Below are 17,638 nucleotides of genomic sequence, written 5' to 3'. Positions count from 1 at the left end.
GCGATGAGCGAAGTCGATGATCTGATCGCCCGATCCAACGCGCTGATCGCGCGCACCAGCGAGCGCTATCTCAGCACCAGCGCGCGCGGCCGGGCCCACAAGCGACAGGATCTGATGGCGCGCCTCAAGCGCATGATCATCGCGGCCGTGCTGGTCGTGGTCGGCGCGGCGGTGTTCGGCTTCGTGCAGCCGCTCGGCAGCACCGGGCTGCTGATCGTCATGGGCCTGCTGCTTGCCTGCGTGCTCTTCGCCTTCGTGCCGACCCAGGGCAGTGTGACGCTGGCCAAGCTCGGCGAGACGGACCTCAAGGCCCTCCCCCTCAAGACCGAAATGTGGTTGGAGAGCCAGCGCAAAGCGCTGCCCGCGCCCGCGATCCCGATCCTCGATGCGATCAGCAATCGGCTGGAAACGCTGGCGCCGCAGCTCGCTACGCTCAGTCCGCAGGAACCGGCGGCACTGGAGGTACGGCGGCTGCTCAGCGACCACCTCCCGGAGCTTGTCACAGGCTATCAGTCGATCCCGGCTCCGCTGCGCGGTCAGCCGCGCAATGGCCGCGTGCCAGACGCTCAACTGGTCGAGGGGTTGAGCGTCATCGAGCAGGAAATCGCGACGATGACCGAGCAGCTGGCGAGCGGCGATCTCGACAAGCTGGCAGCGCATAATCGCTACCTCGAGATCAAATATCAGGAAGCGAAAGAGCTAGGCGGCTAATCCACGCAGCCTTTTGTCCCGCGTCGAACCGCGCCTGGTGCGCGACGAAGTTCCGGCGGAGAACTTGTGGGCACGGGACCAATCGCTACATTGTTTCCAGCGGGCCGGGCCCCTCTGGCGAGATTGACGTCCCCCTTCGTCGCTCGTGATGTCGGACCGCATCGGGTGACACCGGTGCGCGCGTCTGGCACCCCCAAACAGACATTAAGCCGCCCGGTCGTCACCCGAATTGGATCCTCATCCAACGGAGACGGTCGTTCGCGAGGGCTGACGGGACGAGCTGACTGTTCGCCGCTCAGCCTGCCTTGGCGCCCCGTAGCTGTGCGACTGGCGATCCGCGGCGCTGGCCGAGCCAGAGCTTCACCGTGAGTTCGCCCCCGGCCAGCGTCTCGATCCGCTCCATGGCGATCCCCGCGGCCGCATACCAGGCGGTGAGTTGCTGATCGGAGAAGCCGAGACGCGTGTGCGCATCACGCAACCGCAGCTCCTCACGATCGTGCGGCGCGAAATCGACGATCAGCAGGCGGCCCCCATCCCGCAACGTCCGCGCCACTTCTGCGATCACCCGCTCTGGCGCCTGTGCATAGTGCAGCACCTGATGCAGGATCGCGGTGTCGGCCGAGACATTGTCGACCGGCAGTTCGTTGAAATCACCGGCGAGGAAGCGGACCTTGTCGGCAATCTCCTGCGGCAGATTGCCCCGCGCGAGCCGCAGCATCTCGGCACTGCGGTCGATCGCGACCACGCTCGACGCCTGCGTTGCGAAGAGTGTCGCCATTCGCCCGGTGCCGGTGCCGATGTCGAGCAGGCGGCCAAGCTGCTGACCGCCCAACATGTCGGCCATGGCTTCCTCGACATGCGCCTCGGGCACATAGAGCGAGCGCAACGCGTCCCACTCCTCGGCATGGGTGGCGAAATAATCTTCCGCGGCGCGGGCGCGCTCGGCCCGGACGGCAGCGAGCCGTGCCTGATCCGCCTCGATCCACAGCCGCTCGCTCGCTGACGGCGCGATCGCATCGAGCAGGCCAAGCAGAGCGTCCGCACCGGGGCCGGCGACAAGCGTCAGGAATACCCAGCTCCCCTCCTTGCGCCGGGTCGCGAGACCAGCCTCCACGAGAATCCGCACATGCCGCGAGACGCGCGGCTGGCTCTGCCCGACGACCAGCGCGATCTCGCCCACCGCCAGTTCCATCTCGCGCAGCAGATGCACGATCCTTAGACGGGTTGGATCCGCCAGCGCGCGGAAAAGATCGAGCTGCCCCTGCATGGAGGCGATGTTTAAGCGAGTGGGCCGGCCGATCAAGCCAGCTTGTTCGGCCTTGGTTAATTTCCGATTGCGGCAGGGATTGCGTTGACAGTCACAAACCGATACGACTCGCCCCGCAGGCATTTAGGGGGGGGAACCCCTTCCGTTCTGCGCGGTATGATTAATGAAGGGGTTTGCCCATGACCAAGACAATCGCTTTCTCGCTCGTTCTGGCCGCGTCGCTCGGCCTGGCGGCTTGCACCAAGTCCGAATCCACCAACGCCACGAATGCTGCGACGAACGCAACGAACGACGTCGCGAACGTCGCTGACAACGCGATGAACGCTGCCGGCAATGCCATGAGCAACGCGACGAACGCGATGGCGAATGCGACCAACGCCGTTACGAACGCTGCTAAGAAGTAAGTAAACTTCTCGCTGCGGCGAAACGAATTCAGAAGGGCCGTCGGAGCGATCCGGCGGCCCTTTTCATTGGCGCGGGGCTGCTATCGGAACACCCATTGGCGGTTCAGCACGAAGACGAGGGCGGGCGTAACCAGCCCCATCAGCGGAATGGGCGACCAGAGTGGCCAGCCCAGCGCCTGCGTGCAGAGCCACACCCAGCCGGCATTGAGGCCGAGGCTGAGCAGCGACACCGCCACGAAGCGCGCGCCCCGCGCGACACTGTTGTCACGCGCCCCGTGGCCCCGGAAGGTGAACCGGCTATGCAGCACGAAGCCGCACGCGACCGCCACCAGATAGCCCGCGAAATTGGCGAGTTGCGGATGCACCGCCAGCCAATGCGCAAGCGACCAATAGACGCCCGCCTGCAACGCCGTCACGAAGCCGCCGGTCAGGACATAGCGCAGGAGCTGGCCATGCACGCCCCCCGCCGCCGCGGGAACGGGACGCCCCTCCATCATATCGCCAACTCGTCCGTTCAAGGAAATGCCCCGTTGCGCTTTTGAACCACTGAGCTAAGCCCCTAGCCGATGCGGCCAGCTTCCGACAATGGTGCCCCGGCGATGGGCGCGCGCGTGCGGCGGCTGTGGACCGTGCTGGACGGCTGGGGTCAGCGGGAATGGCGCTGGATCGTCGTCATCGCCTGGCTGCTCATCTGCGCCGCCTATATCGACCGCTACGCCGCCGCGATCCATTACATGTCGCTCGGCGATACCGACGACAATATGCGCTATCTTCAGGTGCGCGACTGGCTGTTCCACGGCCAGAGCTGGTGGGATCTCCGCCAGCATCGCATGAACCCGCCGATCGGCGCCAACATTCACTGGAGCCGGCTGGTGGATCTGCCGATCGCCGCGCTCATGCTGTTCTTCCGCCTGTTCACCAGCGATGCGCGCGCCGACCAGCTGGCGGTCGGCGTCGCGCCACTGATCCCGCTGCTCGTGCTGATGCTGGCACTGGCGTTCATCGCCCGGCGGCTGGCGCGCGACGCGCAGGGCCATGGCTGGTTCGCCGCGATGCTGCTGCCGCTTGGCGCCGGCATGGGGCTTTCCATGTTCATGCCGCTGCGCATCGACCATCATGGCTGGCAGCTCGCGCTCACCGCGACGACGCTGGCGGGCCTCGTCGACCGCAAATGGCGGCGCGGCGGCATCGTCGCCGGCGTGTCCAGCGCCGCGTCGGTCGTCATCGGCATGGAGATGCTGGTCTATCTCGCCGGCGCCGGCGCCCTGATCGCCCTGCGCTGGATCTTCAAGGATGGCGCCGAGCGGCGGCTGCGGCCCTATGCGCTCAGCCTCGGCGGCACGACAGCGCTCGGCTACGCGCTCTTCGCCAGCAATGCCAACCGGATGCCGGTGTGCGACGCCATCTCGCCCGTCTGGACCAGCATCCTGGTGCTGGCATCGGGCGTCCTGTTCGGGCTCACCTTGCTGCCGCTCAAGGGCTGGCCGCAGCGGTTCGTGGCGGCGGCGATCGGCGGCGCGATCGTCGGCGGCTTCGCCTGGATCGCCTGGCCGCAATGCGTGACGGGGGGCGCCTATGGAATGATCTCGCCGGAGCTGCAGCAGAAATGGCTCGTCTATATTCGCGAGGCCAAGCCGATCTTTGTGCAGGACCGCTCCAGCTGGGTGCCGATGATCAGTCTGCCGGCGACCGGGCTCCTGTGCGCTCTGGCCGGCTGCTGGGCAGCGCGGCGCGATGCCGAGCGGCTCTGGGCCTGGGGCACGGTCATGCTGATGATCGCTTTCGCCATCGGCCTCACCTTCTGGCAGATCCGCGCCGGGCCTGCCGCGCAACTGCTGGCCATTCCGCCCGTCGCCTGGGCGATCTGGGCGCTGGTCGTGTGGCTCGTCGCCGGGCGCTGGCTCCAGCGCGCGCTCGCCGTGTTCGGTCTCGCGATCATCGGCTGCGCCGCCAGCATGTACAATCTCTATCCGATCGCCGCCAAAGCCTTCACCGTCCCTGCCAACGCCGCAGCCGCCAAGCCGCAGCAGCCCCAGTTGCCCGACAAGCGCGAAAGCGTGGGCACGGTCCGGTCAGGCAAGCCGGGCACCGGCAAGGCGCAGGACAAATCCGCACCCGCCAACGCGACGGCCGTTCGCAAGCCGCAGCCCAAATCGGAAGCGCGCTGCCGCACCCAGCCGGCGCTGCAAGTGCTCGATCAACTGCCGCCGGCGACGATCTTCACCCTTGTCGATCTCGGCCCCCGCCTGATCGCGATGACGCATCACAGCGTCATTGCCGGTCCCTATCATCGCAACGGCACGGCGATCCTGGACATCCACCATGCCTTCGACGGATCGCCGGAGACGTTCCGGCAGATCGCAGCGGCCCACGGCGCCACCTATTTCCTCGTCTGCCCGAATTTCCCGGAAGGGACGATCTACCAGCGCCGCAGCCCGCACGGCTTCTATGCCCGCGTCCTGCGCGGCGAGGACATGCCCTTCCTGACGCCGGTGAAACTCAAGTTCGCGGGCGAACTGCCTTACACGCTCTACAGAATCGCGCCGCTGGTGCCCAACTCACCGCCGCTCGGCAAAAAAGCCGCGCAATAAAGCCGCCGCCGCTTCCTCGCCGAGGCCCGAAAACAGCTCGGGCCGGTGATGGCATTGCGGCCGGGCAAAGACTCTGGCGCCATGATCGACGCCACCGCCCTTGGGATCGGGCGCGCCATAATAGAGCCGGGCGATGCGGGCATGGGCGATGGCGCCGGCGCACATGGCGCAAGGCTCGAGCGTGACCCACAGGTCGCAGCCGGTCAGGCGATCCGTGCCCAGCGCCGCGCAAGCGGCGCGAATCGCGACGATCTCGGCATGGGCCGTGGGGTCATTGTCGCGCCGGTTGCGATTCTCGCCGGTCGCCACGACGCGGCCCTCGCGCGTCACGACCGCGCCGATCGGCACTTCGCCCGCTTGCGCGGCGGCCTGCGCGGCGGCCAGAGCCAGGCGCATCGGCTCTGGAAGGGGGAAGGGGTCGGGCATTGAGGAAGCTCTAGCCGCAAGCTGGAAAAATCCTACCCCCGTTCGCTTCGAGCGGAGGGTCGAGCTTGTCGAGACCCGAAGTCGAGAAGGCCGTTCTCGACACGCGTCTCGACGTTGCTCGACGCGCGCTCGAACCGAACGGTGTGTCTAAAAGGCCTGAGCTGACACAGCATCGGGGGAAAGCGCCTTGACGATTCGGGAGCGAGCCGCTATCGGCGCCGCTTTCCGTAAGAAGCCAGATCAGGATCGAGTGACATGTCGCGCATCTGCGAATTGACCGGCCGGGGCCGCCAAGTGGGCCACAACGTGTCCCACGCCAACAACAAGACCAAGCGGGTCTTTCTGCCCAACCTGCAGAATGTGACGCTGATTTCCGACACGCTGGAGCGCGGCGTCAAGCTGCGCGTCTCGACGCATGGCCTGCGCTCGGTGGAGCATGTCGGCGGTCTCGACAACTGGCTGCTCAAGACCTCGGACGACAAGCTGTCCCTGAAGGTGCGTCGCCTGAAGCGCGAGATCGCCAAGAAGGCCGCGCCGCAGGCCGCCTGATCGGGCAGATCATCGACGATTGAAGAGGGCGGTCCGTTTGGGCCGCCTTTTTCTTGCCTTTGGCCTCTCCCCTTCAGGGCGATCAGAGTCACGCGCCTCTGATCGAGGGTTGGGGTGGTGCTTCTACATTACCCCTCGCACACTGAACTCGCTTCGCTCGTCACCCACCCCCTACCCCTCCCTTGAAAGGGAGGGGTGAGAAAGCCGTTACGGCGCCGGCTTGTCGCTCAGCCACTCGGGCGGGAGCGCGAAGCGCAGCAGCAGCGTGCGCTGGAGGAACAGGTGGTTGTCGTCCGAGGCGACCCACAGCACCGGCTTGCCCTGCTCGTGCGAGAGGGCCAGCGCCTCGAAATTGTCCGCGAGGCCCGGCGGCGCGAAGGTCGCGATGATCCGGCCCGTCAGGACCGCTCCCTTTTCAAGCTTGGGCAATGTCACCAGGCTGAGCCGCGCGGTAAACCCGTCGGCCAGTGTCAGGCGCCGATTGAGCACGAGGAGCTTGTCCCCGCCCAGCCAGACGGCGTCGGTCGGACGATAGCCGGTCGGCGGACGATAGCCCAGATGAACGGGCGGCGGCGTGTTCGGATCGACTGGATCGCCCTGCCAGAGCAAGGCGTCGTGCGCGCCGGCCGCGCCGATCCCCATCTCGGATATGGCGAGGAAGCGGCCGTCGCCGAAGCGGACCAGCGTCTCTATGCTGCCGGTGAGCGGCCAGCGCCGGAGGGCCGGAGGGCTGACGCAGCCCTCGATCGCGGTGAAACCCGGCGCATAGCGGCAGATGCGCTGGATGAGCTCGAACCCGACCCACAGCCGGCCCGAGGCCGGATCGCGCTGCATGCTCTCCGAATCCCATTTCCAGCTCGGCCAGTTCTGTTCGCTCGGGATACGCGGCAGCGGCTCGACAAAACCCTCACCCGGCGTGCCGGTGACGCGGAAGCCGAACAGCTCGCCCGTATCGTTGAGGCCGACGATCGCGCCATCATCGCCGACCGTCATCGATGAGATGCCGCCGAAAGCGCGATGATCGCTGGTGAGCTGCCAGGCGTGGGTCAGGCGCAGCGGGCCATAGGCCGGCAGGTCACCTGCTTCGTCGATCGACAGAGGGCGGGCATGGACGAAGAGGCTGTCGAAGGTCGTCGGTGGGGCATTGCCGCCGTGACGCCCGTTCATGAGCAGCACGAACAGCATCAGGATGAGAGCTATCCGCTGCATCAGGGGCGGCATAGCGGCAGAGCGGACAGCTTGCCACCGCCTTCTGGCCCCCTCCGCAATTCTGAACCTCAGCTAAAACATGCGTTCAGGCGGGGTTCGACGCCGCTGGTCTAGAAGGGTCTCATAGCGGACGAGATGAGGCAGCAATGCCACGAAGCGCTCGCAAGGGATTACAAGGAGTGAAGACCATGACTGCCAAGACAATCATCAGCCTGACGGCCGCGGCCACCATGGTCGCAACTTCGCTGGGTGTCGCGGCGCCGGCTTCGGCGCGCGATCATTACAACGGCTATCGCGACTATCGCGGCGATTATTCGCGCGACTATCGCTACGAGGATCGCGGCTATCGTGACTATCGTGACTATCGCGGCCGGGACTATCGCGACAATCGCTACGCGTATCAGGACCGCTATCGCTGCCGCAATGACGGCGCGGCCGGGACCATTATCGGCGCCATTGCCGGTGGCCTGATCGGCAACAGCGTCGCGGGCCGCCATGGCGACAAGACCGCCGGCGTGATCATTGGTGGTGCCGTCGGCGCCGTCGCCGGCCGCGCGATCGACAAGGGCGGCAGCCGCTGCTGATCCGCTGTCGGATGTTTCCTCGGCCTGGGCCGGTTCCGAAAGGGACCGGCCCTTTTTTTCAGCGTTGGATCAGTGCACGAACCGCGCCACCACGTCCCGGTAGGAGCGGCTGACTTTCACCTGGCTGCCGCTCTCCAGCACCAGGAAGCATTCGCCATTGGTGTGCGGCTTGACCTGTCGGACTTGCGAGAGGTTGACGATGGTCGAGCGGTGGATGCGCTGGAAATTGCGCGGATCGAGGCGCTTTTCGAGATCCTTCATCGTCTCGCGCAGGATCAGCGAATTGTCGGCGGTGTAGATGCACATATAGTCGCCGGCCGCGTCGATGCGCTCGATCGTGTCGACGTCGATGCGGAAGATCTGGCCGCGATCCTTGATGTTGATCAGCTTCTCGTAGCGGCTCGACGAGGGCGCTTCATTCTCCGGCGCGATGTCGGTGACCGCGTCCGGCGCCACCTCGGCGAGCACCTCGCGCAGGCGCTCGGCCTCCTCGACCTGGCGTTTCTCGTGCAGGCGCAGCCGCGCGCGGTCGAGCGCGTCGGCAAGACGCTGTTCGTCGACTGGCTTCATCAGATAGTCAATCGCCTGCGCCTCGAATGCGCGCAGGGCATGGTCCGAATAGGCCGTCACGAAGATGAACAGAGGCGGTTCGACCTCCATGACGCCCTGGACGACCGAGAAGCCGTCGAAGCCGGGCATCTGGATGTCGAGGAAGACGAGATCGGGCTTGTGCGTCTTGATGGCGCGGATCGCCTCGCGCCCGTTGGTGCAGGTCTCCACGATTTCCACGTCGGGATGGGCTTCGAGGCGGAGCTTGAGTCCCTGGATGGCAAGGCTTTCATCGTCGACGAGGATGGTACGAATGGTCATGCGGCTACCCTTGATGGTTCGGCAGTGATGAGCGGCATCTCGATGATGACGCTGTAGCCCCCCTCGGGCGGAGAACGCGTTTCCATGGTCTGGCGCTCCCCAAACGCCTGAAACAGCCTGTCGCGGATATTGGCCTGTCCCACGCCCGTCCCCTTGGTCATGCGCTGATCGCCCGCATGCAAGCCGGGACCGGTGTCCGACACGACGATCCGAACGTTTTCACCGACAGGCTGAGCCGTCACCACGATATCCGCGCCCTCCTCCAGCGGGGTTACGGCATATTTAATGGCGTTCTCGACCAAAGGTTGCAGCAGCAGCGACGGAAGTCGCGCATTTGCCACCGCCGGATGAATGTCGAAGATCGGGCGCAGGCGATCCTCGAAGCGCATTTTCTCGATTTCCAGATAGAGTTTGAGCGTCTCGATCTCCTGCTCGAGCGTCACTTGCGCGGTCGGTTCGTTGATCAAAGTGTAGCGAAGAAAGGCTGACAGGCGCGAAAGCATCGCGTTGGCGCGCTCGGTCTGCTTGAGCAGGACGAGGGTCGAGATGCTGTTCAGCGTGTTGAACAGGAAATGCGGATTGAGCTGATAGCGCAACATGGCGAGCTGCGCGGCGCTCGCCTGATTCTCGAGGTGGAGGAGCTGGTCGGCCTGCTCCTCGACGGTCAGGTAGAAATTGATCGCATAATAAAGCGCGGACCAGGCGCCGAGCAGCGTGAAATTGAGATAGAAGGCGCCGAGGAACAGCTTGAGGCTGCTGCTGTCGGCCACCGGATTAAGCGTGGTGAACACCCAGGCGTCGATGAAGGCCGAGGTGCCGCCGGCGACGATCGCCACGACGATCGAGGTGGTCCAGGTCACGATGGGCCGCTGGCGCAGCAGGAAGCGATAGCCCACCGCCATCAGCAGGGTGATCGAATAGCCGGTCACCGTCGAGATGAGCACGGGCACGAGGAAAGAGACCGGCTGGCCGTTGGCGATGCCCGAGAGGCCGCGCAACAGGAACGCGCCGGCCCAGCCAAGCGCCTGGAGCGTCCAGAAGGCGCGATTCTTGTCCGCGAAAAAGGGCTGCGCGCTGATGGGCAGGACCGACGGCATCGGTTGGTTCAACGCTTGCCGCCCTCAGTCGTTTCGCCGTTCGTCACCGCTTCGTCCCGGCAGGGCGCAGTCCCGTCCTTATCCTCGGGTCGTCCGATCCAGCACAGGTCATGATGATCGAGCGGGCGGCCGTCCCATGCCTGGATGGTGATCGGGCGGACCGGCTTGCGATCACGGCAGTCGGACAGGATCGGTCCGGATGGCGACACGCCGCTCCAGCGCTCGCCCCATTGCCGCAGCGCGATCATGACGGGCACAAGGCCGCGCCCCTTCTCGGTCAGGCGATAGGCGACGCGGCGTTTGTCCTCCGCCACGGGCTCGCGCGTCAGGATGCCCTTGGCGACGAGACGCGCGAGGCGATTGGAGAGGATGTTGCGGGCAATGCCGAGCGTCGCCTGAAAATCTTCGAAATAGACGATGCCGTTGAACGAAGCACGCAGGATGAGGAACGACCAGCGCTCGCCCATCGCTTCCAGCGCAGCAGGCAGCGCACAGCCCTCAAAAGCATCGAGACCCTTGCGAGCACCCATAGCGCGCAACGCTAGCGCATATTGTGGCCGCCGCCAACCCGGCGCGATCCGCAAGCCTTGCCTGGCGAAATGAATCCGGGAAATTCCAGTTGCGTTTTGATACTGACCATATTAGTTTCGATTAGCTACTGAAATCGGAGGGCTGATGACATGATCCGAAGAGAGACACTTCACCTGATCCTGGCAACGGCACTGGCCGGTACGGCACTTCACACCGCCCGCGCGGCCGATATGGGCTATGTCGCGATGCTTGCCGGATCCGCCCCGCAGGAACAGTTTGTCGCCCACGGCCTGCTCTGGCGGTGCGCGAGTGCGCGTTGCACCGCGCCGGCGGCAAACAGTCGCCCGGCGATCGTCTGCGAAGCCGTTGCCAAGGCCGTCGGCCCCCTCGCGACCTTCGCCAGCGGCGGCGACCCATTCGATGGCGAAGCGCTCGCACGCTGCAATGCGGCTGCCCGGCAGCGACAGAAGCTCGCCGTCAAATGACGCTTTTCGGGGAGCTGTGGCCGCAAGGTCGCGGTTAATTCGAGTTTTCTGTTGCGCGACGGCGCCCCGCCACACCATCTTGGGTTGCGATGTTGCGGCAGTATGAACTTGTCGAGCGGGTCAAGACCTATGATCCGGACGCCGACGAGGCGCTGATCAACCGCGCCTATGTGTTCTCGGTCGCCAAGCATGGCAGCCAGAAGCGCGCGAGCGGCGACCCCTATTTCAGCCATCCGATCGAAGTGGCGGGCATCCTCACCGAGCTGTTTCTCGACGATCAGACGATCGTAACCGCGCTGCTGCACGACACGATCGAGGACACGCTGACCACGACCGAGGAAATCGAGCGACTGTTCGGCAAGGATGTCGCGCGGCTGGTCGATGGCGTCACCAAGCTGAGCAAGATCGAGGCGCAAAGCGAAAATCAGCGTGCTGCGGAGAATCTGCGCAAGTTCCTGCTCGCCATGTCGGACGACATCCGCGTGCTGCTCGTCAAGCTGGCCGACCGGCTCCACAATATGCGCACGCTCCACTTCATTCCAAAGGAAGAGAAGCGCCGGCGCATCGCGCGCGAGACGATGGACATCTATGCGCCGCTCGCCGAGCGTATCGGCATGTACGAGTTCATGCGCGAGATGCAGTTGCTCGCCTTCCAGCAGCTCGAGCCGGAAGCCTATGAGAGCGTCACGCGGCGCCTCGCCCAGCTCAAGGAAGGCGGCGAGGACAAGGTCAAGCGCATCGCCGGACAGCTCCAGGCGATGCTGACCTCGGCGGGCATGCGCGTCTCCGTCTTCGGCCGCGAGAAGCATCCTTATTCGATCTGGCGCAAGACGCAGGAGCGCCACATCAGCTTCGAGCAGCTCAGCGATATCATGGCGTTTCGCGTGATCACCGACAACACGGACGATTGCTATCGCGCGCTCGGCCTGATTCATCAGCGGCACAAGATGGTGCCGGGCCGGTTCAAGGATTACATCTCGACGCCCAAGCGCAACGGCTATCAGTCGCTGCACACCACGGTCATTCACGACGAAAATGCCAGGATCGAAATCCAGATTCGCTCCGAGCGCATGCACCGCGACAGCGAGTTCGGCCTCGCCGCGCACTGGGCCTACAAGCAACACGAGAACCAGCCGGACGGCCAGGCGGGCTGGCTGCGCGATCTCGTCGAGATCCTCGAGCAGAGCCAGGACGCCGACGAGTTGCTCGAGCATACCCGCATGGCGATGTATCAGGACCGCATCTTCGCCTTCACGCCCAAGGGTGAGCTTCAGCAGCTCCCCAAGGGATCGACGCCGGTCGACTTCGCCTATGCGGTGCACACGAAGCTCGGCAACCAGACGGTTGGCGCGAAGATCAACGGACGCGTGATGCCGCTGCGCACGCAACTCGAGAATGGCGATCAGGTCGAAATCCTCAAATCCGACGCGCAGGAACCGCAGCCAGGATGGCTGAGCTTCGCCGTCACCGGCAAGGCGCGCGCCGCCATCCGCCGCTTCATCCGCCAGCAACAGCGCGCCGAAATGATCACGCTGGGCGCCAAGCTTTACGAGGAGATCGTCTCCCGACTGCCGGTCGAGATTGGGGACAAGGCCGAGAAGGCCGCGATCAAGCGGCTGAAGCTGGAGGACAAGGCGGCGCTGATGATCGCCATCGCAACCCGTAGCGTCTCGGACGACGAAGTGCTCAACGCGCTGGTGCCCGGCAGCGTCGAGGAGGCGGCGAGCGGCCGCAAGAAGAAGCCGCAGGCGCAGGCCGTCTCCATTCTCGGCCTGACGCCGGGCATCGCTTTCACGCTCTCGGAATGCTGCCACCCGGTGCCGGGCGACCGCATCGTCGGCCTGCGCCGGCCGGGCGAGCCGATCGAGGTGCACACGATCGATTGCCTGGCGCTGGAGACCGGGCAGGATGCCGACTGGGTGGATCTGAGCTGGGACAGCGAGGCAAAGGGCGGCACCGCGCGCCTTTCGGTGATCGTCAAGAACCAGCCGGGTGCGCTCGCGGCGGTGGCGAACATCTTCGGGGCCAGCAAGGCGAACATCCTCAACCTGCAGTTGGTCAATCGCGAGGGGCCATTCCACACCGACCTGATCGACATCGAGGTAGAGGATGCGAGCCATGTCGCGCGCATCCTCTCGGCGCTGCGGGCGATCGACCCGGTGGTACAGGCGGAGCGCGTGTGAGAGGATCGGTTCGGTTGCTCGGCCTTGCGCTGTTGGCTGCAAGCGGGCTGGCCCGAAGCGAGGATCTGCGCGATCTGTGCGCCGACCGGCCCGGCCTTGGCACGCCGGCCTGCACGGTGGACAAGGGCCATGCCGTGCTGGAACTGGGCCTTGCGGACTGGACCCGCGACGACCGGGGGCCGGTGCGCACCGACACGCTGATCACCGGCGACACGCTGCTGCGCTATGGCGTGACCGGCGACACGGAAGTGCAGATCGGCTGGACCGCGCTCGGCCATGTCCGCGTGCGCGATGCAAGCGCCGGCGCGATCGATCGCGCGACCGCCGCCGGCGACGTCACCCTCGCGCTGCGGCACAATCTGCATAATCCCGACGGATCGGGCTTGTCCGTCGCGCTCATGCCCTATGCGAGCCTCCCCGTCGGGCGGTCGCCGGTCGGCAGGGGCGACTGGGGCGCTGGGCTGATCGTGCCGCTGAGTTTCGACCTTGGTCACGGTCTGGCGCTGGCCGCCACGCCACGCATCGATGCGGTCGTCAATGGCGACGGGCGGGGCCGCCATCTCGGCTATGGCTCGGTCGCGGGGCTGCAGATCGATCTTGCCGATCACCTTTCCCTTGCCGAGGAAGTCTCGCTCTATCGCGACGAAGACCCCGATGGCCACACGACGCAGGCGCTGGACGGCCTGGCACTCGCCTGGCAGGCTGGCAAGAACAGCCAGTGGGATCTGGGCGGCGTGCTCGGGCTCAACCGCGACAGTCCCGACGTGGCGTTATCGATCGGTTATGCCGCGCGGTTCTGAAGCGGGTCATGGCTGTATCTCCGCAGAGCCCCTTATCTCGTGCGGCCGTTTTCCTCGCATTACGGTCACTTATCTAACTAACGATATATATCGTAATGAATAAGTAAAAATATAACTTGTGAAGTATACTTCTAAATTGAGTACAAGATAAAAATGTCCCCATTCGAGACGGTTTGGCTAATCACATGATATGGATAGTTAATAAAGTGGAAAAAATCTTCGAATCGGTCTAAACCACCGACATCGAAGGTTCCGATTCGTGGGATGAGGAACCGCCCCTGGAACGGCCATGCCGCTGATCGACAGGGGAATTTAGAAAGGTGGGATAATGAACAAGTTTATCGTTTCGGCGCTTCTGGTGGGCGCTGCCGTTACGGCACAGGCTGCATCGGCAGCCGCCTTCTTCGAAGGCAACAGCCCCGCGATCGACAACAAGGTGAAAGCATTCTCGGACGCTTCGCACCCCGACAATGGCGCGAGCGTCTTCGGCATCACGACCACCGAGAGTGCGCTGGTCAAGTTCACCGGCAACACGACGGTGCATGTGACGAGCGGCAGCGGCTATGCGCAGATCAACGATCCGACGGTGAATGCCAGCCCGTGGAACACGCTGACCATCGCGCTGGACAACTATGCCTTTGGCTTCAACGCGATTGAGTTCTCGCTGCAGTTCAACAATGCTGACGTCAGCAACCAAAATCCGGGCACGCTCACCGTGACCGCGAATTTCCTGAGTGGCCTGCCGGAAGTGTTCCTGGTCAGCGATTTCAAGAATCCGGCCAATCGCTCATTTTACCTGACGGCATCGCCTGGCCAGGTCTTCAAGTCGATCATTCTGTCGAGCGGCTCGGATCGTCTCGACCAGGTGAAGCAGGTCGATATCACGCTCGCTGCCGCTCCGCCGCCGGCTGTTCCGGAACCCGCAAGCTGGGCGCTGATGATCGCCGGCATGGCGGTCACCGGTGCCGCGATGCGTCGTCGCGCCAAGAACGTTCAATTCGCCTGAGTTTTCCCTGTCTGGGTGGGAATGAGAGGGCGTCGGATCTTCCGGCGCTCTCTTTTTTTGGGCGCGCTTATCAGTAGGTCTGCGTGCCGCACCGTACCGTCCCGCTGCCGGCATGACGCACGGTGCAGGCCGCCTTGCCGGCGACGGCAATGCTTCCGGGGCCGATCGCAACGATCTTGGCGGTGCGGTCCGCCGTCACATCGGCATTGGCCGAGCCGTCCAGTGTCAGGTCGAGATCGGCGGCTTTGAGCGCCTTGGCATCGAACGCACCGCTGCCCGAAACCCGCACGTTGAGGCTTTTGGCATTGCCGGCGAGCTGCATGGCGCCGGATCCCAGCAGCCCGACCGTCAACGTATCGCTCTCGATCCCTGATATGGCAATGCTGCCGCTGCCCGTCGACATGACCTCCGCGCGCAGCTTGTCGAGGCCCCTGGCCCTGATCGAGCCGGCGCCGGAGAGCTGGATGCGGCGCAGGTTCGGCGCGCTCAGCGTCAGGCGCACCGGGCCACTGTTGCTTGCGCCGCGCGTGTCGAAGGGCGAGGGCCGCAGGCGAATGGTGAGCACGCGGGCGGAGACGGTGAGATCAATCCGCTCCAGCAGCTCGGCCGCGCCTTCGCCCCGCGCCGAGATACCCCGGCCGGTCTCGATGCTGATGTCGATCGGCGCTTCCAGGCGAAGGCTGTCGAAATCGGTGACGATGAAACCGCGTGTCGCGGCCTGGGCTGGTGCCGCCGCGAGCAGGAGGCCGGCCAGGACACCCGTCAGCGCCGGAACGTTCAGCCTGTCGTGCTGCATTCGGCTTCTCCCGTGCCCATTTTGGTGACGGTGCACGAGGCGGTTCCGCGCACCTGCGCGTCGCCCGTTCCCATGATGGAGATGGCGGCGCTCCTGGTGGCACGGGCCTGGACATCGCCCGAGCCGATCAGCTTGAGCGCGGCGGTGTCCGCGACGAGCTTGTCGGCATCGATGTCGCCCGAGCCCGTCGTGGTGAGCAGGGCGGTTGCGGCCTTGCCGCCAACGGTGAGATTGCCCGAGCCGGTCAATGCCAGCTCGGCCGTCTCGGCCGTCAGCGCGGCGATGGAGAGATTGCCCGGCCCGGTAATTTCCGCCTTGGCCTGCTTGCCGGCGAGCTTGTCGATATCCAGGTCGCCCGAGCCGGTCAGCGAGGCATGGGACAGTGCCGGCAGCGTGACGTGGATCGTCGCGTGGCCGTCACGGTGACCCGTCCAGCCCCCGTCCTTGCGGCCCACATAGAGTGCGCCGTCCCTGACATAGATGTTGAGCTGATCAAGCGCGTCAGGATCACCCTCCGCCTTGACCGAGAAGTCGCGCCCCTGCGTGACGATGACATCGTCCGGACCAACCAGCGTCACGCCATCGAAATTCCGGAGATTGGGCAGAACGCGGGTCGTCTCGGCCCGGGCCTCGTCATCGCCGAGATTGATGTGAAAGCCATGCCCGCCCACCGTCGCGGCTACCGCGGCGATCGCGACGGCACCGGTGATCACCAGACGGGTTTTGTCCTTCATCTCATCCTCCAGACTGTATTGACACGCTAATACAGCAGCCACCGACGCACGCCAAGGCCATCCTTATAAAAGAAAAAGGGCGGCACCGTGACCGGAACCGCCCCCCACATGCATCACGAAGCCGGATCGGTCAGTCGACAGCCAGCTTGGCATATTTCGGCGCTGCCTCATTGAGGATGCGCAGGATCTTCTTGAGGGCGGTCGCCTCGTCCACTTCTTCCATCGCCGCGAGCTCACGGGCAAGGCGGCTGGAGGCCGCCTCGAAAATCTGGCGCTCGGAATAGCTCTGCTCGGGCTGATCGTCGGCGCGGAACAGGTCGCGCGTCACTTCGGCGATCGACACAAGGTCGCCCGAATTGATCTTCGCTTCATATTCCTGGGCGCGGCGCGACCACATGGTGCGCTTGACCTTGGGCTTGCCCTTGAGCGTCTCGAGCGCTTCGCCCAGCGTCTTGTCCGACGAGAGCTTGCGCATCCCGACGCTTTCGGCCTTGTTGGTCGGAACGCGCAGGGTCATGCGCTCCTTCTCGAAACGCAGCACATAGAGTTCGAGGTCGATCCCGGCGATCTTCTGGCTTTGCAGTTCGATAACCCGGCCCACCCCGTGCTTGGGGTAAACAACGTAGTCGCCGACATCGAAGGACAGCGCTTTAGCAGCCATGCTTGCGAACCTTTCTTTTTATTTTGTTAGACGAGTGATAGTGCGGAACACTGTTACCGTGAGATCGTTCCAGTGCCAGCCATAGGCCATGCGCAAACACTCCTGGGCGGCAAAAAAGAGGCCGCTTCCGGGCCTTCTTAACAGATTCGTAACAAAATTACCAGCCTGCTAAACATGCAATCGCCAATATTTTGCGTTTTTACGTCGGGTCGGCACACCATTGGTGGCGTCTCGCCGCTCCCCATCCCTTTCCGGACATCAGTGCTGAATGCCCGAAACGACGATAGCAGCCGCCGTCAGAGACAGTAGGCCGATACCATGATCTTTATCGCAAGTCGGCTGAACCTCTTATGAACACAAGAGGTTAACGGTGGCGGGTCAGCTACCCTGGCCCGGTTCGGCGGAGAAATATTTCTCGAACTTGCCGCTCTCGCCCTTATGCTCGTCGGCATCGGCGGGCTGCTCGCCCTTCGTGGTGATATTGGGCCACTCCGCGCTATATTGCGCGTTGAGCTCCATCCACTTCTCGAGGCCGCCCTCGGTGTCGGGCAGGATCGCCTCGGCCGGGCATTCCGGCTCGCACACGCCGCAGTCGATGCACTCGTTGGGATTGATGACGAGCATATTCTCGCCCTCATAGAAGCAATCGACGGGGCAGACCTCGACGCAGTCCATATATTTGCAACGAATGCATGCGTCGGTCACGACATAGGTCATGTTAGGCTTCCCTGTTT

General features: G+C 64.5%; 20 protein-coding genes. 9 read left to right on the top strand and 11 right to left on the bottom strand.

The window, feature by feature from the left end:
• Window positions 1–3: 3 nt before the first annotated feature.
• The gene (locus KK488_RS18750; protein WP_214625230.1) at window positions 4–711 is read left to right on the top strand and encodes a hypothetical protein; all 708 of its coding nucleotides are present in this window, start codon (window positions 4–6) and stop codon (window positions 709–711) included.
• 295 nt (window positions 712–1,006) lie between these two features.
• On the opposite strand, the gene KK488_RS18745 is transcribed toward KK488_RS18750, so the two are convergent.
• Entirely contained in the window at window positions 1,007–1,978 is a 972-nt protein-coding gene (locus KK488_RS18745; protein WP_214625229.1) for an ArsR/SmtB family transcription factor, read from the bottom strand.
• Window positions 1,979–2,157: 179 nt separating this feature from the next.
• On the opposite strand from KK488_RS18745, the gene KK488_RS18740 reads away from it, so the two are divergent.
• Entirely contained in the window at window positions 2,158–2,382 is a 225-nt protein-coding gene (locus KK488_RS18740) for a circumsporozoite protein (RefSeq protein ID WP_214625228.1), read from the top strand.
• Between the two features lie 80 nt (window positions 2,383–2,462).
• Here the strand turns inward: KK488_RS18740 and KK488_RS18735 are convergent, their stop codons facing one another.
• Window positions 2,463–2,879, bottom strand: coding sequence for a GtrA family protein (locus tag KK488_RS18735; RefSeq protein ID WP_214625227.1), 417 nt, complete (start codon window positions 2,877–2,879; stop codon window positions 2,463–2,465).
• A 69-nt stretch (window positions 2,880–2,948) separates the two neighbouring features.
• Between KK488_RS18735 and KK488_RS18730 the strand changes: the two genes are divergently transcribed.
• Entirely contained in the window at window positions 2,949–4,973 is a 2,025-nt protein-coding gene (locus KK488_RS18730) for a hypothetical protein (RefSeq protein WP_214625226.1), read from the top strand.
• Here the strand turns inward: KK488_RS18730 and KK488_RS18725 are convergent.
• On the bottom strand, window positions 4,941–5,399 hold the full coding sequence (locus tag KK488_RS18725; RefSeq protein ID WP_214625225.1) for a nucleoside deaminase: 459 nt from the start codon (window positions 5,397–5,399) through the stop codon (window positions 4,941–4,943). The genes KK488_RS18730 and KK488_RS18725 overlap by 33 nt on opposite strands.
• Window positions 5,400–5,654: 255 nt before the next feature.
• Here KK488_RS18725 and rpmB point away from each other — a divergent pair, with 255 nt between their 5' ends.
• Window positions 5,655–5,948 (top strand): 50S ribosomal protein L28, encoded by a 294-nt coding sequence (gene rpmB, locus KK488_RS18720; protein ID WP_214625224.1) that lies wholly within the window; start codon window positions 5,655–5,657, stop codon window positions 5,946–5,948.
• Between the two features lie 207 nt (window positions 5,949–6,155).
• Here the strand turns inward: rpmB and KK488_RS18715 are convergent, their stop codons facing one another.
• Window positions 6,156–7,157 carry an esterase-like activity of phytase family protein gene (locus KK488_RS18715; RefSeq protein ID WP_214625223.1) on the bottom strand — a complete coding sequence of 334 codons (1,002 nt, stop codon included), beginning with the start codon at window positions 7,155–7,157 and terminating at the stop codon, window positions 6,156–6,158.
• A 188-nt stretch (window positions 7,158–7,345) separates the two neighbouring features.
• On the opposite strand from KK488_RS18715, the gene KK488_RS18710 reads away from it, so the two are divergent.
• Entirely contained in the window at window positions 7,346–7,741 is a 396-nt protein-coding gene (locus tag KK488_RS18710) for a glycine zipper 2TM domain-containing protein (RefSeq protein ID WP_214625222.1), read from the top strand.
• A 69-nt stretch (window positions 7,742–7,810) separates the two neighbouring features.
• On the opposite strand, the gene KK488_RS18705 is transcribed toward KK488_RS18710, so the two are convergent.
• From KK488_RS18705 to KK488_RS18695, 3 genes are read right to left on the bottom strand one after another with little or no spacing between them, the layout of a single operon-like run.
• Window positions 7,811–8,611 carry a LytR/AlgR family response regulator transcription factor gene (locus tag KK488_RS18705; protein WP_214625221.1) on the bottom strand — a complete coding sequence of 267 codons (801 nt, stop codon included), beginning with the start codon at window positions 8,609–8,611 and terminating at the stop codon, window positions 7,811–7,813.
• Window positions 8,608–9,708, bottom strand: coding sequence for a sensor histidine kinase (locus KK488_RS18700; protein ID WP_214625252.1), 1,101 nt, complete (start codon window positions 9,706–9,708; stop codon window positions 8,608–8,610). Before KK488_RS18700 ends, KK488_RS18705 begins: the two co-directional genes overlap by 4 nt.
• An 8-nt stretch (window positions 9,709–9,716) precedes the next feature.
• Entirely contained in the window at window positions 9,717–10,238 is a 522-nt protein-coding gene (locus tag KK488_RS18695; RefSeq protein ID WP_214625220.1) for a winged helix-turn-helix transcriptional regulator, read from the bottom strand.
• A 150-nt stretch (window positions 10,239–10,388) separates the two neighbouring features.
• Between KK488_RS18695 and KK488_RS18690 the strand changes: the two genes are divergently transcribed.
• From KK488_RS18690 to KK488_RS18675, 4 genes are all read left to right on the top strand, one after another.
• The gene (locus KK488_RS18690; RefSeq protein ID WP_214625219.1) at window positions 10,389–10,724 is read left to right on the top strand and encodes a CC_3452 family protein; all 336 of its coding nucleotides are present in this window, start codon (window positions 10,389–10,391) and stop codon (window positions 10,722–10,724) included.
• An 89-nt stretch (window positions 10,725–10,813) separates the two neighbouring features.
• Window positions 10,814–12,907, top strand: a complete 2,094-nt coding sequence (locus KK488_RS18685) for a RelA/SpoT family protein (RefSeq protein ID WP_214625218.1) — start codon at window positions 10,814–10,816, stop codon at window positions 12,905–12,907.
• Complete coding sequence (locus tag KK488_RS18680; RefSeq protein ID WP_214625217.1) at window positions 12,904–13,707, top strand: transporter; 804 nt, start codon at window positions 12,904–12,906, stop codon at window positions 13,705–13,707. The genes KK488_RS18685 and KK488_RS18680 overlap by 4 nt, the downstream gene beginning before the upstream one ends.
• Before the next feature lie 328 nt (window positions 13,708–14,035).
• Window positions 14,036–14,713, top strand: coding sequence for a PEPxxWA-CTERM sorting domain-containing protein (locus KK488_RS18675; RefSeq protein WP_214625216.1), 678 nt, complete (start codon window positions 14,036–14,038; stop codon window positions 14,711–14,713).
• A gap of 70 nt (window positions 14,714–14,783) precedes the next feature.
• Here KK488_RS18675 and KK488_RS18670 read toward each other — a convergent pair whose 3' ends face one another.
• From KK488_RS18670 to fdxA, 4 genes are all read right to left on the bottom strand, one after another.
• Complete coding sequence (locus KK488_RS18670; RefSeq protein WP_214625215.1) at window positions 14,784–15,509, bottom strand: head GIN domain-containing protein; 726 nt, start codon at window positions 15,507–15,509, stop codon at window positions 14,784–14,786.
• Window positions 15,491–16,243, bottom strand: a complete 753-nt coding sequence (locus tag KK488_RS18665) for a head GIN domain-containing protein (protein ID WP_214625214.1) — start codon at window positions 16,241–16,243, stop codon at window positions 15,491–15,493. Before KK488_RS18665 ends, KK488_RS18670 begins: the two co-directional genes overlap by 19 nt.
• Window positions 16,244–16,373: 130 nt before the next feature.
• Window positions 16,374–16,904, bottom strand: a complete 531-nt coding sequence (locus tag KK488_RS18660; protein ID WP_214625213.1) for a CarD family transcriptional regulator — start codon at window positions 16,902–16,904, stop codon at window positions 16,374–16,376.
• A 378-nt stretch (window positions 16,905–17,282) separates the two neighbouring features.
• Window positions 17,283–17,621 (bottom strand): ferredoxin FdxA, encoded by a 339-nt coding sequence (gene fdxA / locus KK488_RS18655; RefSeq protein WP_214625212.1) that lies wholly within the window; start codon window positions 17,619–17,621, stop codon window positions 17,283–17,285.
• Window positions 17,622–17,638 lie beyond the last annotated feature (17 nt).

It is taken from the genome of Sphingobium nicotianae (assembly GCF_018603885.1).
Classification (GTDB): Bacteria; Pseudomonadota; Alphaproteobacteria; order Sphingomonadales; family Sphingomonadaceae; genus Sphingobium; species Sphingobium nicotianae.
The sequence above is the reverse complement of the archived record's forward strand: the minus strand, read 5'-3'. Positions and strand labels throughout refer to the sequence as shown.

Bases quoted from the DNA above. Each gene is read 5' to 3' on its own strand.
- KK488_RS18735 (WP_214625227.1), bottom strand. From the start codon at position 2,879: ATGATGGAGGGGCGTCCCGTTCCCGCGGCGGCGGGGGGCGTGCATGGC.
- KK488_RS18685 (WP_214625218.1), top strand. From the start codon at position 10,814: ATGTTGCGGCAGTATGAACTTGTCGAGCGGGTCAAGACCTATGATCCG.
- KK488_RS18715 (WP_214625223.1), bottom strand. From the start codon at position 7,157: ATGCAGCGGATAGCTCTCATCCTGATGCTGTTCGTGCTGCTCATGAAC.
- KK488_RS18750 (WP_214625230.1), top strand. From the start codon at position 4: ATGAGCGAAGTCGATGATCTGATCGCCCGATCCAACGCGCTGATCGCG.
- KK488_RS18695 (WP_214625220.1), bottom strand. From the start codon at position 10,238: ATGGGTGCTCGCAAGGGTCTCGATGCTTTTGAGGGCTGTGCGCTGCCT.
- KK488_RS18710 (WP_214625222.1), top strand. From the start codon at position 7,346: ATGACTGCCAAGACAATCATCAGCCTGACGGCCGCGGCCACCATGGTC.
- KK488_RS18665 (WP_214625214.1), bottom strand. From the start codon at position 16,243: ATGAAGGACAAAACCCGTCTGGTGATCACCGGTGCCGTCGCGATCGCC.
- KK488_RS18745 (WP_214625229.1), bottom strand. From the start codon at position 1,978: ATGCAGGGGCAGCTCGATCTTTTCCGCGCGCTGGCGGATCCAACCCGT.
- fdxA (WP_214625212.1), bottom strand. From the start codon at position 17,621: ATGACCTATGTCGTGACCGACGCATGCATTCGTTGCAAATATATGGAC.
- KK488_RS18660 (WP_214625213.1), bottom strand. From the start codon at position 16,904: ATGGCTGCTAAAGCGCTGTCCTTCGATGTCGGCGACTACGTTGTTTAC.
- KK488_RS18670 (WP_214625215.1), bottom strand. From the start codon at position 15,509: ATGCAGCACGACAGGCTGAACGTTCCGGCGCTGACGGGTGTCCTGGCC.
- KK488_RS18675 (WP_214625216.1), top strand. From the start codon at position 14,036: ATGAACAAGTTTATCGTTTCGGCGCTTCTGGTGGGCGCTGCCGTTACG.
- KK488_RS18700 (WP_214625252.1), bottom strand. From the start codon at position 9,708: ATGCCGTCGGTCCTGCCCATCAGCGCGCAGCCCTTTTTCGCGGACAAG.
- KK488_RS18725 (WP_214625225.1), bottom strand. From the start codon at position 5,399: ATGCCCGACCCCTTCCCCCTTCCAGAGCCGATGCGCCTGGCTCTGGCC.
- KK488_RS18740 (WP_214625228.1), top strand. From the start codon at position 2,158: ATGACCAAGACAATCGCTTTCTCGCTCGTTCTGGCCGCGTCGCTCGGC.
- KK488_RS18730 (WP_214625226.1), top strand. From the start codon at position 2,949: ATGCGGCCAGCTTCCGACAATGGTGCCCCGGCGATGGGCGCGCGCGTG.
- KK488_RS18690 (WP_214625219.1), top strand. From the start codon at position 10,389: ATGATCCGAAGAGAGACACTTCACCTGATCCTGGCAACGGCACTGGCC.
- rpmB (WP_214625224.1), top strand. From the start codon at position 5,655: ATGTCGCGCATCTGCGAATTGACCGGCCGGGGCCGCCAAGTGGGCCAC.
- KK488_RS18705 (WP_214625221.1), bottom strand. From the start codon at position 8,611: ATGACCATTCGTACCATCCTCGTCGACGATGAAAGCCTTGCCATCCAG.